A 17,810-nucleotide genomic window follows, 5' to 3' on the forward strand; every position below is an offset into this window, starting at 1 on the left:
ACCGCCTGATTGCGGCCGGGCACCCTGCATTCGGTCGGCTTGTTTAAGAGGCGCGAATGACGCCCCAAGGCGAAAAATGCTTTAATGCCCAGCGTTTTTTCCCGCTTTTTATCTGCAGGTCGGGTCGATCCATCGTTTCCCATGCATACCCCGGCGCCTAACTCATTCTTTTCTCTGGAAATCCAAAAGCCTTGATTCGTCTGCTGAAGTTTTTCGGGTACTCCATCATCGCGATCGTCTGCGGGCTACTGCTCGTACTCAGCGGGGCCTACCTCTACCTTAGTCCGGGTTTGCCCTCTGTAGAGGCCCTGAGAAGCATCCAGTTGCAGATTCCTTTGCGGGTCTACAGCAGCGATGAAAAACTGATCGCGGAGTTCGGCGAAATGCGCCGTACCCCGATCCGTTTCGCCGACATCCCGCCCAATTTCATCAGCGCATTGCTGTCGGCTGAAGACGATAATTTCGCCAACCACTACGGTGTCGACCCCAGCAGCCTGGTACGGGCCGCCACGCAGTTGGTCAAAAGCGGACACATTCAATCCGGCGGCAGCACCATCACCATGCAGGTGGCGAAGAACTTCTTCCTCACCAGCGAACGCAGTTTTTCGCGCAAAGCCACCGAGATTCTCCTGGCCTTGCAGATCGAACGTCAGCTGACCAAGGACGAAATCCTCGAGCTGTACGTCAACAAGATCTACCTGGGCAACCGCGCCTACGGCATCGAAGCCGCATCCCAGGTGTACTACGGCAAGTCGATTCGTGACGCCAGCCTGGCGCAGATGGCGATGATTGCCGGCCTGCCCAAGGCGCCGTCGCGCTTCAACCCCCTGGCCAACCCGGCGCGCAGTAAAGAACGCCGCGACTGGATCCTGGGCCGCATGTACAAGCTGGGCAAGATCGACCAGGCCGCCTATGAAAGTGCGGTGGCCGAGCCGCTGAACGCCAGCTACCACGTGCCGACGCCGGAAGTGAACGCCCCGTATATCGCCGAGATGGCGCGGGCCGAGATGGTCGGCCGCTATGGCAGCGATGCCTATACCGAAGGTTTCCGCGTCACGACCACGGTGTCGAGCGACTTGCAGGAAATCGCGAATACCTCGTTGCATTCCGGCCTGATCACCTACGATCAGCGCCACGGCTATCGCGGCCCTGAGTCGCGCCTGCCGGGCAAGACGCTGAGCGCCTGGACCGCCGAGCTGGGCAAGCAGCGCGCGATCAGCGGCCTGGAGCCGGCCATCGTCATCCAGGTGCAAAAGGATGGCCTGCAGGTACTGACCCGTACCGGCGAAGCCCATGTCGCGTGGGACAGCATGAAATGGGCACGCCCATTCCTGAATACCAACAGCATGGGCCCAATGCCCAAGCAGCCGTCAGACGTGGCGCAGGTGGGTGACCTGATCCGCGTGCAACGCCAGAAAGACGACAGCCTCAAGTTCAGCCAACTCCCCGTGGCCCAGGGCGCCCTGGTGTCCCTCGACCCACAGAACGGCGCAATCCGCTCCCTGGTCGGCGGCTTTGCCTTCGAGCAGAGCAACTACAACCGCGCGACCCAGGCCAAGCGCCAACCGGGTTCGAGCTTCAAGCCGTTCATCTACAGCGCCGCACTGGATAACGGCTACACCGCCGCCAGCCTGGTCAACGACGCGCCGATCGTGTTTGTCGATGACTACCTGGACAAGGTCTGGCGCCCCAAGAACGACACCAACACGTTCCTCGGCCCGATTCGTATCCGCGAGGCGCTGTATAAGTCGCGCAACCTGGTGTCGATCCGCCTGCTGCAGGCGATGGGCGTAGGCAAGACCATCGACTACATCACCCGCTTTGGTTTCGCCAAGTCGGACCTGCCACCCAACTTGTCCCTGGCCCTGGGTACCGCGACCCTCACGCCGATGGAAATCGCCACCGGCTGGAGCACCTTCGCCAACGGCGGCTACAAGATCACGCCCTACCTGATCGACAAGATCGAAAGCCGCAATGGCGATACCCTGTTCACCGCCAACCCGCCACGCGTGCCGGGTGACGTGGTCAACGGCGTGGCAGCCAGCGATGGCATTGCGGCGCCGAGCCACGGTGGTATCACCATCGAGCCGACCCCAGGCACCGCCCCCGTAGCACCGGGCGCCGCCGCCACCGACCCACAGGTACCCGCCGTGGCCGAGCGCGTGGTCGACGGTCGCACCACTTATATCCTCAACAGCATCCTCGAAGACGTGATCAAGAAGGGCACCGGCCGCCGCGCCCTGGCCCTGGGCCGCGCGGATATCGCAGGCAAGACCGGTACGACCAACGAATCCAAAGATGCCTGGTTCTCCGGCTACAACGGCGACTACGTGACCACCGTCTGGACGGGCTTCGACCAACCGGAAAGCCTTGGCCGCCGCGAGTTCGGTGGCACCGTCGCATTGCCGATCTGGATGAGCTACATGGGCGCGGCATTGAAGGACAAACCGCTGCATACCCAACCGGAACCTGAAGGCATCCTGAGCCTGCGGATCGACCCGGTGAGTGGCCGTGCGGCATCGCCGAGCACCCCGAATGCGTACTTCGAGCTGTTCAAGAGCGAAGACACCCCGCCCTCGGTCAACGAGCTGGGCAATGGCGTTGCACCGGGCAGCCCGCTGCCGGCGGATGAGGCAGCGCCGATCGATTTATTCTGACCTGGGCCTCAGCCTACGCAGAACCCAATGTGGGAGGGGGCTTGCCCCTGATAGCCGTGGACCAGCCAGCTCATCGAGTGACTGACACACCGCCATCGGGGGCAAGCCCCCTCCCACATTTTGGCCTTCAAAAATCTTCAGATAACGGTCACCCAACAAAAAGCCCCGACTCGTGAGAGCCGGGGCTTTTTGTTGGTGCGCTACAACGGCTTAGCCGTTGAACACATCATCCACGCTTTGCAGCGGGTAGTTCTTCGGATACGGCAGGGTCGCCACACCGGTCTCGATGGCGGCTTTAGCCACGGCATCGGAGATCACGGTGATCAAGCGCTTATCCATTGGTTTCGGGATGATGTACTCACGGCCGAATTCCAGCTTGGCGCCACCGTAGGCATCGCACACATCCTGAGGGACTGGCAGCTTGGCCAGTTCACGCAGGGCGTTTGCAGCAGCCACTTTCATTTCTTCGTTGATACGCTTGGCGCGAACGTCCAAGGCACCACGGAAGATGAACGGGAAGCCCAGTACGTTGTTGACCTGGTTCGGGTAATCGGAACGGCCGGTGGCCATGATCACGTCGTCGCGGGTGGCGTGAGCCAGCTCCGGGGCGATTTCCGGGTCCGGGTTGGAGCAGGCGAACACGATCGGGTTGGCCGCCATGGCCTTCAGGCCTTCAGCGCTCAGCAGGTTCGGGCCGGACAGGCCGACGAACACGTCGGCACCGTCAAGGGCCTCAGCCAAGGTGCGCTTGGAGGACGGGTGGGCAAACATCGCCTTGTACTGGTTCAGGTCGGTACGCTCGGACTGGATCACGCCCTTGCTGTCGACCATGTAGATGTTTTCCAGCTTGGCGCCCATGCTGACGATCAGCTTCATGCAGGAGATGGCCGCAGCGCCAGCACCCAGGCAGACGATCTTGGCGTCAGCCAGGGTTTTGCCAGCGATTTCCAGGGCGTTGATCATGCCGGCCGCGGTAACGATCGCGGTGCCGTGCTGGTCATCGTGGAATACCGGAATGTCGCACTGCTCGATCAGGGCCTTCTCGATCTCGAAGCACTCAGGTGCCTTGATATCTTCCAGGTTGATGCCACCGAAGGTGATGGAAATGCGCTTAACGGTGTCGATGAAAGCCTGCGGGCTTTCGGAATCGACTTCGATGTCGAAAACGTCGATGCCGGCAAAGCGCTTGAACAGCACGCCTTTACCTTCCATGACTGGCTTGGAGGCCAATGGGCCGAGGTTACCCAGGCCAAGGATCGCGGTGCCATCGGAAATCACTGCAACCAGGTTGCCTTTGCCGGTGTACTTGTAGGCCAGCTCAGGGTCGCGGGCGATTTCACGTACGGGCTCGGCAACGCCAGGGCTGTAGGCCAGCGACAGGTCGCGGGCAGTGGCAGTGGCCTTGGTGAGCTCTACACTCAGCTTTCCTGGACGAGGATGGGCATGATATTCGAGAGCGGCAGTTTTCAAATCAGACATATCGGCATTCCGCTTTTACTGTTGGTCGACGGACCGCCGAGGATACTCGTGTCGCAAAGTCCCTACAAGACTGGGCAGTCACCGGTGTCAAGGGCCCTGCACTAAGACTTTCGGCCAAGAGCCACGGGATACAAGGGCTTAACTGTTCACAATCGACACAAAAAATGTCTACAATTTTTTCTCAAGGCGTGGTTTTCAACATGCCGGGGGCGGTCAGTGGCAGGAGCCAACGGGCCTGTCCACTTTTCAGGCCGCCACGTCGCGCACGATCCTGTACCCAGCCACGCGCCTCGATCGAGCGGCCTTGCAGACCATCGAGCAGCACCGTGTCGAATTGACTGATCAAATCGGGCGCAATGCGTAATACCAGCGCCCCTTGCAATTCAATCCAGATTCCGCCGCGATTGCGCTCTATCCTGCTGACCCGGCCGCCGACCACGGCAAACCCGGAACGCTTGAGCTGCTCCGCGCTTTGCACCGGCGATTGGCGCCACACCCCCAGGCGTGCCTGGCGAGCGCTGTCTTCCGCCGCCTGCTGACAGGTGACAAGGTCGACATTCGGCGCCACGCCCACCTGGAAACCCAGGCCGTCGGCCAGCAGTTGTGCCTCCAGGTTCTCGCCGTTGGCACCGTAGAGGTGGGCCAGCGTGCGACCATAATGATCCTTGCGCTCACGCCCCGGCACCAGGCCCACGCGCCCCTCACTGGCGTCCACCAGTGTCTGCAGGCGCAGGCGGGCGGCAACGGCAAAAGGTTCGTCGGGGCGGCCCTTCTTACCGATTTCCGGCGCGTTGAGGCCGATCATACGCACGCTGCGGCCATCCTTGAGGCGCACCGTGTCGCCATCCACCACGCGCTGCACGTCTACGCGCGCCAGGGCCGCCGGTGCGGGGCAGAACACCTGGGCCTGGGCCGCCGACAGCCAAATCCCAGGCACAAAAAAGGCGCCCACAAGGGACGCCTTTTTCAACAGCTGGCAAAAGCCCATAAGGCCCTTGAGCCTTACTCTGCTGGAGTAGCAGCAGGCTTCTTGCCGAAAGCACCAAAGCGATCTGCGAAGCGCTGTACACGGCCGCCGGTGTCCAGAGTTTTCTGCTTACCGGTGTAGAACGGGTGGCACTCGTTGCATACGTCAGTACCCAGTGGCTTGCACAGGTTCGAGCGAGTTTCGAACTTGTTGCCGCAGCTGCAGGTTACTTCGATGGTTTCGTACGCTGGATGGATATCGGCTTTCATGGTGACTTCCTCGGGCTAGCGTGCCGCCACTCGACACTATTGTCGAATACCGCACGTAATTAGGCCGCGGATTCTACCAGACCTTTTTAAACGCGCAAGCGTCGACGCCCGTCGCCGGTAAAGATAAAAGCGCCTTTCATCAGAAAACAACGGCATAGCCTGGCCCTTGCGGGAGCGCTCTGGCTCGCGATGCAGGCACCGCAGTGCTGCATGCTCACCGCCGGTCTGCTAGTCTCCCGCCCCTGCGCCACCGCCTGCCCTTATAGATGAGACCCCCCGCGTGCCCGACGCCATCCTGCGCCTCGCCCTGCCCTCGCCCCTGCGCCGCCTGTTCGACTACCGGGCCCCGGCCGGTGTGCTGCGCGCGCAGTTGCAGCCGGGCATGCGCGTGCGCGTGCCGTTTGGCCGCAGGGAGATGATCGGCATCCTGGTGGAAGTCGCCGACCACAGCGAAGTGCCCGCCGAAAAACTCAAGCCCGCCGTGGCCATCCTTGATGCCACGGCGCCTCTGCCGCCCGCGCTGTTCAAACTGTGCCTGTGGACCGCCCAGTATTACCAGCACAGCCTGGGCGACACATTGAGCTGGGCGCTGCCCGTACTGCTGCGCCAGGGCGAGCCGGCCGAGGCGCGCCAGGAGCGCTTCTGGTCGATGGTGCCCGGCGCGCGCCTTGACGACCCACGCATCGCCCGTGCCCCGCGCCAGCGTGAAGCCCTCGCCACCCTGGCCCAGCACCCCCATGGCGTCGCGCATCAGCTATTAAGCAAACTGATGCTGAGCAAAGACAGCCTCGACCTGCTGCTGGCCAAGGGCCTGGTGCAAGTGGAAATCCGCAAGCACGCCCCCGACCCACGCCACGAACACTGGCTGGCCCAGCCGGAATTGCCGCTCAACCCCGAACAACGCGCCGCGTACGAAGCCATTCGCGCCGGTTTCGACTGTTTCCACGCATTCCTGCTGGCCGGTGTCACCGGCAGCGGCAAGACCGAAGTCTATTTGCAGCTGATCCGCGAAACCCTGCAAGCCGGCAAGCAGGCGCTGGTGCTGATCCCCGAAATCAACCTGGGCCCGCAGACCCTGGCGCGTTTCGAGCAACGCTTCAACGCGCGTATCGCCCTGGTGCATTCGGCGGTCAACGACCGGGAGCGCCTGGAGTCCTGGCTGGCGGCGCGGGACGGCGAAGCAGACATCATTATCGGCACCCGTTCGGCGCTGTTCACGCCGATGAAAAATCCCGGGCTGATCATCATCGACGAGGAGCACGACGGCTCCTATAAACAGCAGGAAGGCCTGCGCTACCACGCCCGCGACCTGGCGCTGGTGCGCGCCCGCCAGGAAGACATCCCGATCGTGCTGGGTTCAGCCACGCCGTCCCTGGAAAGCCTGCACAACGCCTACACCGGTCGTTATGGACTGCTGCGCTTGAATGAACGGGCCGGCGGCGCCAAACAGCCCCGCTTCCTGCGCCTGGACGTGAAAAGCCGACCGCTGGACAGCGGGATTTCCGGCCCGATGCAGCAGGCCATCGGCCAGACCCTCGCTGCCGGCCAGCAAGTCCTGGTGTTTCTCAACCGCCGTGGCTTTGCGCCGACGCTGCTGTGCCATGACTGCGGCTGGATGTCCGAGTGCGAGCGCTGCGATGCGCGCATGACCGTCCACCAGCGCCATGGCGAACTACGCTGCCACCACTGCGGCCATGTGGAGCGCGTGCCACGCCACTGCCCGCAGTGCGGCAAGGTCGACCTGCGCCCGGTGGGTGCCGGCACTGAGCGCGCCGAAGAGCGCCTGGGCATTCTGTTCCCGGACTACCCGGTACTGCGGGTCGATCGCGACAGCACCTCGCGCAAAGACGCGATGAACCAACTGTTCGCCACGATCCAGAAAGGCCAGCCGTGCATCCTGGTGGGCACGCAGATGCTTGCCAAAGGCCATCACTTTCCCCGGGTGACCCTGGTATCGATCCTGGATGCCGATGGTGGCCTGTTTTCCGGCGATTTCCGCGCCAGCGAGCGCATGGCACAACTGATCGTGCAGGTCGCCGGGCGCGCCGGGCGGGCCGAGGAGCCGGGCAAGGTGATCATCCAGACACACCTGGCCGACCATCCACTGCTGATTCAACTGACAGAACAAGGCTACTTCGCCTTCGCCGAGCAGGCGCTGAGTGAACGCCGCTCCGCTGGCCTGCCGCCCTTTGCGCACCTGGCGTTGCTGCGCGCCGAAGCCCACAAGCCGGGGCAGGCCGAAGGTTTTCTGGATGAAGCGTGCAGCGCTGCCGAACGCTTGCTCGGCGAACTGGGCCTGGGCGGCATCGAATTGCTCGGCCCCGTGCCCGCCCCCATGGAGCGCCGCGCCGGACGTTATCGCGCTCAACTACTCCTGCAAGCCACCTCCCGCGCGCCCCTGCACCGGCTATTAAGTAGCTGGTTACTTGCGCTGGAGCAAATGCCCAGCGGCCGCCAGGTGCGATGGTCACTGGATGTAGACCCGGTAGATTTGTATTAAGCCTGGCCATAGGTCCTGCGAAGGTTGGCAAGCCCGCCCTCGCCACGGATAATGCCCAGTTTTTCCACCTGCGCATCGCGCACCGCCGCTTGCGGTCGAAAGAGAACACCATGAAAGACACCATTCGCCAGCTGATCCAACAAGCCCTCACCCAACTCGTCAATGAAGGTGTGTTGCCTGAAGGCCTGACGCCGGCGATCCAGGTGGAAAACACCCGCGACAAGACCCACGGTGACTTCGCCAGCAACATTGCCATGATGCTGTCCAAGCCCGCCGGCATGAAGCCGCGCGACCTGGCAGAGAAAATCATCGCCGCGCTGCCCGCCGACCCACAGGTGAGCAAGGCCGAAATCGCTGGCCCAGGCTTTATCAATATCTTCCAGAACACCCAGGCCCTGGCCTCGCGCCTCGACGCCGCGCTGGCCGATGCCAGGATCGGCACGCGCAAAGCGGGTGATACCCAGCGTGTGGTCATTGACCTGTCGGCGCCGAACCTGGCCAAGGAGATGCACGTGGGTCACCTGCGTTCGACCATCATCGGCGACGGCGTGGCGCGGGTACTGGAGTTCCTCGGTGACACCGTGATCCGCCAGAACCATGTGGGCGACTGGGGCACCCAGTTCGGCATGTTGATGGCCTACCTGCAGGAAAACCCGATCACCAGCAACGAGCTGTCGGACCTGGAGAACTTCTACCGCGCCGCGAAGAAGCGCTTCGACGAATCCGAAGAGTTCGCCGACCGTGCCCGTGGCCTGGTGGTCAAGCTGCAAGCCGGCGACAAGGAATGCCTGGAACTGTGGAGCCGCTTCCGCGATATCTCGCTGGCCCACTGCCAACACCTCTACGAACTGCTCAACGTCAAGCTGACCATGGCCGACGTGATGGGCGAAAGCGCCTACAACGACGACCTGATCAACGTGGTCAACGACCTCAAGGCCAAGGGCCTGCTGGTCGAGAGCAATGGCGCACAGTGCGTGTTCCTCGAAGAATTCAAGACCGCCGATGGCGAGCCGCTGCCGGTGATCATCGTCAAGGCCGATGGCGGCTATCTCTACGCCACCACTGACCTGGCCGCCGTGCGCTACCGCAGCGGCGTGCTAAAGGCGGATCGTGCGCTGTATTTCGTCGACCAGCGCCAGGCCCTGCACTTCCAGCAGGTGTTCGAAGTGGCGCGCCGCGCCGGTTTCGTCACCCACCCGATGCACATGGAACACATGGGCTTCGGCACCATGAACGGCGCCGATGGCCGCCCGTTCAAGACACGCGACGGCGGCACCGTGAAGCTGATCGACCTGCTGACCGAAGCCCAGGAACGCGCCTACACCCTGGTGAAGGAAAAGAACCCGGAGCTGGCCGAGGCCGATCTGCGCAACATCGCCCGTGTGGTGGGCATAGACGCGGTGAAATATGCCGACCTGTCCAAGCATCGCACCAGCGACTACAGCTTCAACTTTGAACTGATGCTCAACTTCGAAGGCAACACCGCGCCGTACCTGCTGTACGCCTACACCCGCGTGGCCGGGGTGTTCCGCAAGCTGGGCAAGGATTTCAGCGAAGTGCAAGGGCAGATCGTGCTGGAAGCCCCCCAGGAACAGGAGCTGGGCGCCAAGCTGGCGCAATTCGGCGAAGTGCTGAACAGCGTCGGCGAGAAAGGCACGCCGCATATCCTGTGCACCTATTTGTACGAAGTAGCCGGGTTGTTCTCCAGCTTCTACGAGAACTGCCCGATCCTCAGCGCCGACGACGAAGCCCACAAGCAAAGTCGCCTGCGCCTCGCCGCACTGGCTGGACGGACCCTCAAGCAAGGCCTGGAACTGTTAGGCCTGGAAACCCTGGAGCGTATGTAAGTTGGCCGCCAAGAAAAAACCTGCCCCCAAGCGCGGCGCCAGCCGCTACCAGGCACCGGCAAAGAAGCCCATTCCGGGCTGGCTGTGGATGGCCATCGGCCTCACGGTCGGCGCGTTTATCGTGTTCCTGATGAAGCTGGACCCAGGCCAGGGCGATGACGTCAAACGCGTCAAGCAGGAGCAGCAAAAAGCCACGAAAATCGCCGAGGCCAACAAGACCACGCCAAGTCCGACCGCACCGGTGAAGCCGAAATACGACTTCTATACGTTGCTGCCGGAATCGGAAGTGATCGTGCCGCCTGACGCCGTGCCGGAAAAAACCCTGCCGACGCCACAAGTGCCGACCACCCCGGTAACCCCGGCGGAAGCGGCGAAAATCGACACCGCCCGGGCCCAGGCCGCGCTGGCCGGGATCACCCCGCCGCCAGCACCACCGGTTGCGGAGACCAAGGCAGCGCCGGTGACCAAGTTCTTCCTGCAAGCGGGCTCCTTCCCGAAACAGGCGGATGCGGATCGTGTGCGTGCGCAGATCATCCTGCTGGGACAGTCGGTGACGGTAGAGTCCGGCACTGTGAAAGATGCGACCTGGTATCGCGTACTGGTGGGGCCGTTCAGCAACCGCGAACAGCTGACCGTGGCGCAGAAACAATTGGCGGGCGCGGGCTTTAGCAACCTGTTGTTACAACAACGCCAGAGCCGCTGATTCAAGCTCAACACCGATCAAAATGTGGGAGGGGGCTTGCCCCCGATAGCGGAGTGTCAGTCAATCAATCTGGTGACTGATACTCCGCCATCGGGGGCAAGCCCCCTCCCACATTGGTTCTTGGGTGTTCTCGAAAGTGTGTCAGACCGATAAACGCCACTCGTCCGCCATAAACCCCTACGGTTGAAATCCCCCCCGCCACCCCCATATGAGTTTCCATCCGGGCATTTTCGCCCCGCTGCGTGGAGACTCTCCCCTTGACCACCATCGTTTCAGTACGTCGCCACGGCAAAGTCGTCATGGGTGGCGACGGCCAGGTTTCCCTGGGCAATACCGTGATGAAAGGCAACGCGAAAAAAGTGCGTCGCCTGTACCACGGCCAGGTGCTCGCCGGTTTCGCCGGTGCCACCGCCGACGCCTTCACCCTGTTCGAGCGTTTTGAAGGCCAACTGGAAAAACACCAGGGCCACCTCGTCCGTGCCGCCGTCGAGCTCGCCAAAGAATGGCGTACCGATCGCTCCCTCAGCCGTCTCGAGGCCATGCTGGCCGTCGCGAACAAAGACGCGTCGCTGATCATCACCGGCAATGGCGATGTGGTTGAGCCTGAACATGGCCTGATCGCCATGGGATCCGGCGGTGGCTACGCCCAGGCGGCGGCCAGCGCGCTGTTGAAGAAAACCGACTTGTCGGCCCGCGAAATCGTCGAGACCGCCCTGGGCATCGCGGGCGATATCTGCGTATTCACCAACCACAACTTCACCATTGAGGAGCAGGACCTCGCCGAGTAAGCCGTAGGCTTATTCCCGCTTGAGGGCCGCACACACTATGTCCATGACTCCCCGCGAAATCGTCCATGAACTCAATCGCCATATCATCGGCCAGGACGATGCCAAGCGCGCCGTTGCCATTGCGCTGCGTAACCGCTGGCGCCGCATGCAACTGCCCGAAGAACTGCGCGTTGAAGTAACGCCGAAGAACATCCTGATGATCGGCCCGACCGGCGTCGGTAAAACCGAAATCGCCCGGCGCCTGGCCAAACTGGCCAATGCACCGTTCATCAAGGTCGAAGCGACCAAGTTCACCGAAGTCGGCTATGTAGGCCGCGATGTCGAGTCGATCATCCGCGACCTGGCCGACGCGGCCCTGAAGCTGCTGCGCGAGCAGGAAATGACCAAGGTCAGCCTGCGCGCCGAAGACGCCGCCGAAGAACGCATCCTCGATGCCCTGTTGCCGCCGGCACGCATGGGCTTCAACGAAGACGCCGCACCGGCCTCGGACTCCAACACCCGCCAGCTGTTCCGCAAGCGCCTGCGCGAAGGCCAGTTGAACGACAAGGAAATCGAGATCGAAATCGCCGAAGTGTCCGGCGTCGACATCTCCGCGCCGCCTGGCATGGAAGAAATGACCAGCCAGTTGCAGAACCTGTTCGCCAACATGGGCAAGGGCAAGAAGAAAAGCCGCAAGCTCAAGGTGAAAGAAGCGCTGAAGCTGGTACGCGACGAAGAAGCCGGGCGCCTGGTCAATGAGGAAGAGCTCAAGGCCAAGGCCCTGGAAGCGGTCGAGCAGCATGGCATCGTGTTTATCGACGAGATCGACAAGGTCGCCAAGCGCGGTAACTCCGGCGGCGTCGATGTGTCCCGTGAAGGCGTACAGCGCGACCTGCTGCCGCTGATCGAAGGCTGCACCGTGAACACCAAGCTGGGCATGGTCAAGACCGACCACATCCTGTTTATCGCCTCCGGTGCATTCCACCTGAGCAAGCCAAGCGACCTGGTGCCGGAGCTGCAAGGCCGCCTGCCGATTCGCGTGGAACTCAAGGCGCTGACCCCAGGCGACTTCGAGCGCATCCTCAGCGAGCCGCATGCATCGCTCACCGAGCAGTACTGTGAGCTGCTGAAAACCGAAGGCTTGGGCATCGAGTTCCTGCCGGACGGTATCAAGCGCCTGGCGGAGATCGCTTGGCAGGTCAACGAGAAGACCGAGAATATCGGTGCTCGTCGCCTGCACACCTTGCTGGAGCGCCTGCTTGAGGAAGTGTCCTTCAGCGCCGGTGACCTGGCCGGTGCGCAGAATGGCGAAACGATCAAGATCGATGCCGACTACGTCAACAGCCACCTGGGTGAATTGGCGCAGAACGAAGATCTGTCTCGTTATATCCTGTAAGCCATATACAGGATCGCTTTGCTTTCATGTGGGAGGGGGCTTGCCCCCGATAGCGGTCTGTCAGAAAGATGTATGCCTGACTGACCACTGCTATCGGGGGCAAGCCCCCTCCCACATTTTGAGCCGGTTTATTCAGGATCATCATCAATGTCCAAATTTCCTACTGCTGTAAACCTGCACAAAACCTCCAACACCCTCGGCCTCACCTACGGGCCCGATGAGGCCTACCGGTTGCCCGCCGAATTCCTACGGGTTCACTCGCCTTCCGCCGAGGTCCAGGGCCACGGCAAACCCATCCTGCAATTCGGCAAGCTCAACGTGCGCTTGAGCAAGGTCGAACCGGCCGGCCAGTACGCACTGAAATTGACCTTCGACGACGGACATGACAGCGGACTGTTCACCTGGGACTACCTCTACCAATTGGCCGTGCGTCAGGACGCACTGTGGGCTGACTACCTTGCCGAGCTCAAGGCAGCCGGCAAAACCCGCGACCCGAGTCAGTCGGTCGTACGGCTGATGCTCTAGCCCAGGCTTCTTGCTCTTTAGAGGGCATTTTCTAATTTCATCTGCTTGAATGCCCTGTCGCGTGGCCAACGATTGGCCCGCTTGCGAAAAAAATTAAACTCGGGTAACCAATGGAACTGGCAAGTTCCCTGCATTTGACGATGCGGTATCAACGGTCACCCGAGTCGCAGTACCTGGCTTGTGTTGTGTATCGAAAACTGGTGCGCAGCGGTACCCGGTACTCGTCTTTCGGACAATGGAGCGTCGTAGATGAGTAACAAGAATAACGATGACTTGAAACGCCAGGCCTCGGAAAACACCCTGGGGCTCAACCCGATCATCGCGTTACGTAAAAAGGATTTACTGGCCTCGGCCAAGATGGTGCTGACCCAAGCCATCAAGCAGCCGTTGCACAGCGTCAAGCACGTCGCCCATTTTGGCGTTGAATTGAAGAACGTGATGTTCGGCAAATCGCAGCTGCAACCCGAAAACGATGACCGTCGCTTTCACGACCCGGCCTGGAGCCAGAACCCGCTGTACAAACGCTACCTGCAAACCTACCTGGCGTGGCGCAAGGAACTGCACGACTGGATCGGCGACAGCAACCTGTCGGAACAGGACATCAGTCGCGGCCACTTCGTGATCAACCTGATGACCGAAGCCATGGCCCCCACCAACAGCGCGGCCAACCCGGCGGCAATCAAGCGCTTCTTCGAAACCGGCGGCAAGAGCCTGCTCGATGGCCTGTCCCACCTGGCCAAGGACATGGTGCATAACGGCGGCATGCCGAGCCAGGTCAACATGGGCGCCTTTGAAGTCGGCAAGAGCCTGGGCACCACCGAAGGCGCGGTAGTGTTTCGCAATGACGTACTGGAGCTGATCCAGTACAAGCCGATCACCGAGCAGGTGCATGAGCGCCCGTTGCTGGTGGTGCCGCCGCAGATCAACAAATTCTATGTGTTCGACCTGAGCCCGGATAAGAGTCTGGCGCGCTTCTGCCTGCGCAATGGCCAGCAGACCTTTATCGTCAGTTGGCGCAACCCGACCAAGGCCCAGCGCGAGTGGGGCCTGTCCACCTACATCGAGGCGCTCAAGGAAGCGGTGGACGTGGTCACGGCGATTACCGGCAGCAAAGACATCAACATGCTCGGCGCCTGCTCCGGCGGCATCACCTGCACCGCCCTGCTGGGCCACTACGCCGCGCTGGGTGAGAAGAAGGTCAACGCCCTGACCCTGCTGGTGAGCGTGCTGGACACCACCCTGGACACCCAGGTGGCGCTGTTCGTCGACGAGCAGACCCTGGAAGCGGCCAAGCGCCACTCCTACCAGGCCGGTGTGCTGGAAGGCCGCGACATGGCCAAGGTGTTTGCCTGGATGCGCCCCAACGACCTGATCTGGAACTATTGGGTCAATAACTACCTGTTGGGCAACGAGCCGCCGGTGTTCGACATCCTGTTCTGGAACAACGACACCACGCGCTTGCCCGCCGCGTTCCACGGCGATCTGATCGAATTGTTCAAGAACAACCCACTGGTACGCGCCAACGCCCTGGAAGTGTGCGGTACACCGATCGACCTCAAGCAGGTCACCGCCGACATCTACTCCCTGGCCGGCACCAACGACCACATCACGCCGTGGCAGTCCTGCTACAAGTCGGCGCAGCTGTTTGGCGGCAAAGTAGAGTTCGTGCTGTCCAGCAGCGGGCATATCCAGAGCATCCTCAACCCACCGGGCAACCCCAAGGCACGCTACCAGACCAGCGACAGCCTGGCGGGCAAGCCGCTTGAATGGCAGGAGAATGCGACCAAGCACACTGACTCGTGGTGGCTGCATTGGCAGGCGTGGCAGGCGGAAAGAGCGGGCAAGCTGAAGAAGGCTCCGACAACATTAGGCAATAAAACCTACGCCGCAGCAGAGGCGGCGCCAGGCACCTATGTGCACGAACGCTAGATTGAAATGCGTTCAAATGTGGGAGGGGGGCTTGCCCCCGATAGCGGTGGACCAGTTGATCCTGTGGTGACTGATACACCGCCATCGGGGGCTAGCCCCCTCCCACACTGACCTCACTCGGACTGCAATACTTCACAGGGCTTGAGCATGCCGCAACCGTTCATCTTCCGTACCATCGACCTGGATGGCCAGACCATCCGCACGGCGGTACGCCCGGGCAAGCCCCACTTGACACCGTTGCTGATCTTCAACGGCATCGGCGCCAACCTTGAGCTGGTGTTTCCGTTCGTCCAGGCCCTGGACCCGGACCTGGAAGTGATTGCCTTCGATGTGCCAGGGGTGGGCGGTTCGTCCACGCCCAAACGGCCGTATCGTTTCCCTGGCCTGGCCAAGCTCACCGCGCGCATGCTCGATTACCTGGATTATGGCCAGGTGAATGTGGTGGGTGTGTCCTGGGGCGGCGCACTGGCGCAGCAATTTGCCTATGACTACCCGGAGCGTTGCAAGAAGCTGATCCTCGCTGCCACCGCCGCCGGTGCGGTGATGGTGCCGGGCAAGCCGAAAGTGTTGTGGCTGATGGCCAGCCCCCGGCGGTATATCCAACCGTCCCACGTGGTGCGCATTGCGCCGATGATTTATGGCGGCTCGTTCCGCCGCGACTCGAAACTGGCCGCCGAGCACGCCAGCAAAGTGCGCTCGGCCGGCAAGCTGGGCTACTACTGGCAACTGTTCGCGGGGCTGGGCTGGACCAGCATCCACTGGCTGCACAAGATCCGCCAGCCGACCCTGGTGCTGGCCGGGGACGACGACCCGCTGATCCCGCTGGTCAACATGCGCATGCTGGCCTGGCGCATTCCCAACGCACAGTTGCACATCATCGATGACGGCCACCTGTTCCTGATCACCCGGGCTGAAGCCGTGGCACCGATCATCATGAAATTTCTCGAGGAGGAGCGCATGCGGGCCGTGATTCACCCGCGACCAGCGGTGTAAGGACCACACCGCCGCGCAACTTGCCGAGAACCGACTATGGTTCTGAATTGGCGTGCCTGTTGATGGCTTGACGAAGGAGTGTTGGCTCATGCGAGAAAGACCCGTGACGAACCCGGCGCCCACCCCCGCCGCGTTCATCAACGCGCAAAACGCGATCACCGGCCTGCACGGTCGGGATTTGCTGTCGACCCTGCGCAGCGTTGCCGCCCACGGTTGGCGTAACCCCCTGCATACCGCCCGTCACGCCCTGGCCCTGGGCGGTCAGTTGGGGCGCGTGCTGCTGGGTGAGACCGTGCATGAGCCCAACCCGCGCGACAGCCGCTTCACGGACCCGACCTGGACGCTCAACCCCTTCTACCGGCGCAGCCTGCAGGCCTATCTGAGTTGGCAGAAAGAAGTCCGCCACTGGATCGACGACAGCACCCTGAGCAGCGACGACCGGGCCCGTGCGCACTTTGCCTTCTCGCTGCTCAACGACGCCGTCTCCCCCTCCAACACCCTGCTCAACCCGCTGGCCGTCAAGGAGTTGCTCAACTCCGGCGGCAACAGCGTGGTGCGCGGCGTGAGCAACCTGCTCGACGACCTGCTGCACAACAACGGCCTGCCGCGCCAGGTGACCAAGCAGGCGTTCGAAGTCGGCAAGACCGTGGCCACGACCCCAGGCTCGGTGGTGTTTCGCAATGAGCTGCTGGAGCTGATCCAGTACAAACCCATGAGCGAAAAACAGTACGCCAAGCCGCTGCTGATCGTGCCGCCGCAAATCAACAAGTACTACATTTTCGACCTGAGCCCGGCCAACAGCTTTGTGCAATACGCACTGAAGAACAGCCTGCAAACCTTTATCGTCAGTTGGCGCAACCCGGATGTGCGTCATCGCGAATGGGGCTTGTCCACGTATGTGGCGGCGCTGGAGGAAGCGCTCAACGTCTGCCGGGCCATCACCGGTGCCCGCGAAGTCAACCTGATGGGCGCCTGCGCCGGGGGCCTGACCATTGCCGCCCTGCAAGGCCATTTGCAGGCCAAGCGCCAGTTGCGGCGCATCTCCAGCGCCAGCTACCTGGTGAGCCTGCTGGACAGCCAGATTGACAGCCCCGCCACCCTGTTCGCCGACGAACAAACCCTCGAAGCCGCCAAGCGCCGTTCCTACCAGCAAGGCGTGCTCGAGGGCCGCGACATGGCCAAGGTGTTCGCCTGGATGCGTCCCAACGACCTGATCTGGAACTACTGGATCAATAATTACCTGCTGGGCAAGGAACCGCCGGCCTTCGACATCCTGTATTGGAACAACGACAACACGCGCCTGCCCGCCGCACTGCATGGCGACCTGCTGGACTTCTTCAAGCACAACCCCCTGAGCCACCCCGGTGGCCTGGAGGTATGCGGCACGCCTATCGATTTGCAGAAGGTCACGGTGGACAGCTTCAGCGTGGCCGGGATCAACGACCACATCACGCCGTGGGACGCGGTGTACCGCTCCACCCAGTTGCTCGGCGGCGACCGGCGCTTCGTGCTGTCCAACAGCGGGCATATCCAGAGCATCCTCAACCCGCCGGGTAACCCCAAGGCCAACTATGTCGAGAACCCCAAGCTGAGCAGCGACCCACGGGCCTGGTACTACGACGCCAATCACGTCGAGGGCAGTTGGTGGCCGCAGTGGCTGGAGTGGATCCAGCAACGCTCAGGCGTACAGCGCGAAACCCTCACCGCCCTGGGCAACCAGAATTACCCACCGATGGAAGCGGCGCCGGGCACTTACGTGCGCGTGCGCTGAGCTCAAC

General features: G+C 62.1%; 13 protein-coding genes. 10 read left to right on the plus strand and 3 right to left on the minus strand.

Features of this window, described 5'->3' with window-relative positions; all coding sequences use genetic code 11:
* Positions 1-194: 194 nt before the first annotated feature.
* Positions 195-2,657 carry a penicillin-binding protein 1A gene (locus A7317_RS01415; protein WP_420492581.1) on the plus strand — a complete coding sequence of 821 codons (2,463 nt, stop codon included), beginning with the start codon at positions 195-197 and terminating at the stop codon, positions 2,655-2,657.
* 210 nt (positions 2,658-2,867) lie between these two features.
* On the opposite strand, the gene A7317_RS01420 is transcribed toward A7317_RS01415, so the two are convergent.
* The 3 genes from A7317_RS01420 to rpmE form a co-directional block, all read right to left on the minus strand.
* Entirely contained in the window at positions 2,868-4,136 is a 1,269-nt protein-coding gene (locus A7317_RS01420) for a malic enzyme-like NAD(P)-binding protein (RefSeq protein WP_024072958.1), read from the minus strand.
* A 181-nt stretch (positions 4,137-4,317) separates the two neighbouring features.
* Entirely contained in the window at positions 4,318-5,124 is an 807-nt protein-coding gene (locus tag A7317_RS01425; RefSeq protein WP_069075064.1) for a thermonuclease family protein, read from the minus strand.
* A 14-nt stretch (positions 5,125-5,138) separates the two neighbouring features.
* Complete coding sequence (gene rpmE / locus A7317_RS01430) at positions 5,139-5,372, minus strand: 50S ribosomal protein L31 (RefSeq protein ID WP_005784030.1); 234 nt, start codon at positions 5,370-5,372, stop codon at positions 5,139-5,141.
* A gap of 280 nt (positions 5,373-5,652) precedes the next feature.
* Between rpmE and A7317_RS01435 the strand changes: the two genes are divergently transcribed.
* From A7317_RS01435 to phaC (A7317_RS01475), 9 genes are all read left to right on the plus strand, one after another.
* Positions 5,653-7,872 (plus strand): primosomal protein N', encoded by a 2,220-nt coding sequence (locus A7317_RS01435; protein WP_069075065.1) that lies wholly within the window; start codon positions 5,653-5,655, stop codon positions 7,870-7,872.
* Positions 7,873-7,982: 110 nt separating this feature from the next.
* Positions 7,983-9,719 (plus strand): arginine--tRNA ligase, encoded by a 1,737-nt coding sequence (gene argS, locus A7317_RS01440; RefSeq protein WP_024072955.1) that lies wholly within the window; start codon positions 7,983-7,985, stop codon positions 9,717-9,719.
* Position 9,720: 1 nt separating this feature from the next.
* Positions 9,721-10,422, plus strand: coding sequence for an SPOR domain-containing protein (locus tag A7317_RS01445; protein WP_024072954.1), 702 nt, complete (start codon positions 9,721-9,723; stop codon positions 10,420-10,422).
* Positions 10,423-10,679: 257 nt separating this feature from the next.
* The gene (gene hslV / locus A7317_RS01450) at positions 10,680-11,210 is read left to right on the plus strand and encodes an ATP-dependent protease subunit HslV (RefSeq protein ID WP_010563201.1); all 531 of its coding nucleotides are present in this window, start codon (positions 10,680-10,682) and stop codon (positions 11,208-11,210) included.
* 37 nt (positions 11,211-11,247) lie between these two features.
* On the plus strand, positions 11,248-12,585 hold the full coding sequence (gene hslU / locus A7317_RS01455) for an ATP-dependent protease ATPase subunit HslU (protein WP_024072953.1): 1,338 nt from the start codon (positions 11,248-11,250) through the stop codon (positions 12,583-12,585).
* 147 nt (positions 12,586-12,732) lie between these two features.
* Positions 12,733-13,110 (plus strand): gamma-butyrobetaine hydroxylase-like domain-containing protein, encoded by a 378-nt coding sequence (locus tag A7317_RS01460; protein ID WP_069075066.1) that lies wholly within the window; start codon positions 12,733-12,735, stop codon positions 13,108-13,110.
* A gap of 249 nt (positions 13,111-13,359) precedes the next feature.
* A complete protein-coding gene (gene phaC, locus A7317_RS01465) occupies positions 13,360-15,039 on the plus strand; it encodes a class II poly(R)-hydroxyalkanoic acid synthase (protein WP_024072951.1) in 1,680 nt (559 codons plus the stop codon).
* Between the two features lie 147 nt (positions 15,040-15,186).
* Positions 15,187-16,032 (plus strand): poly(3-hydroxyalkanoate) depolymerase, encoded by an 846-nt coding sequence (gene phaZ / locus A7317_RS01470; protein ID WP_024072950.1) that lies wholly within the window; start codon positions 15,187-15,189, stop codon positions 16,030-16,032.
* 88 nt (positions 16,033-16,120) lie between these two features.
* On the plus strand, positions 16,121-17,803 hold the full coding sequence (gene phaC / locus A7317_RS01475; RefSeq protein WP_069075067.1) for a class II poly(R)-hydroxyalkanoic acid synthase: 1,683 nt from the start codon (positions 16,121-16,123) through the stop codon (positions 17,801-17,803).
* Positions 17,804-17,810 lie beyond the last annotated feature (7 nt).

It is taken from the genome of Pseudomonas fluorescens (assembly GCF_001708445.1).
GTDB lineage: Bacteria > Pseudomonadota > Gammaproteobacteria > Pseudomonadales > Pseudomonadaceae > Aquipseudomonas > Aquipseudomonas gorinensis.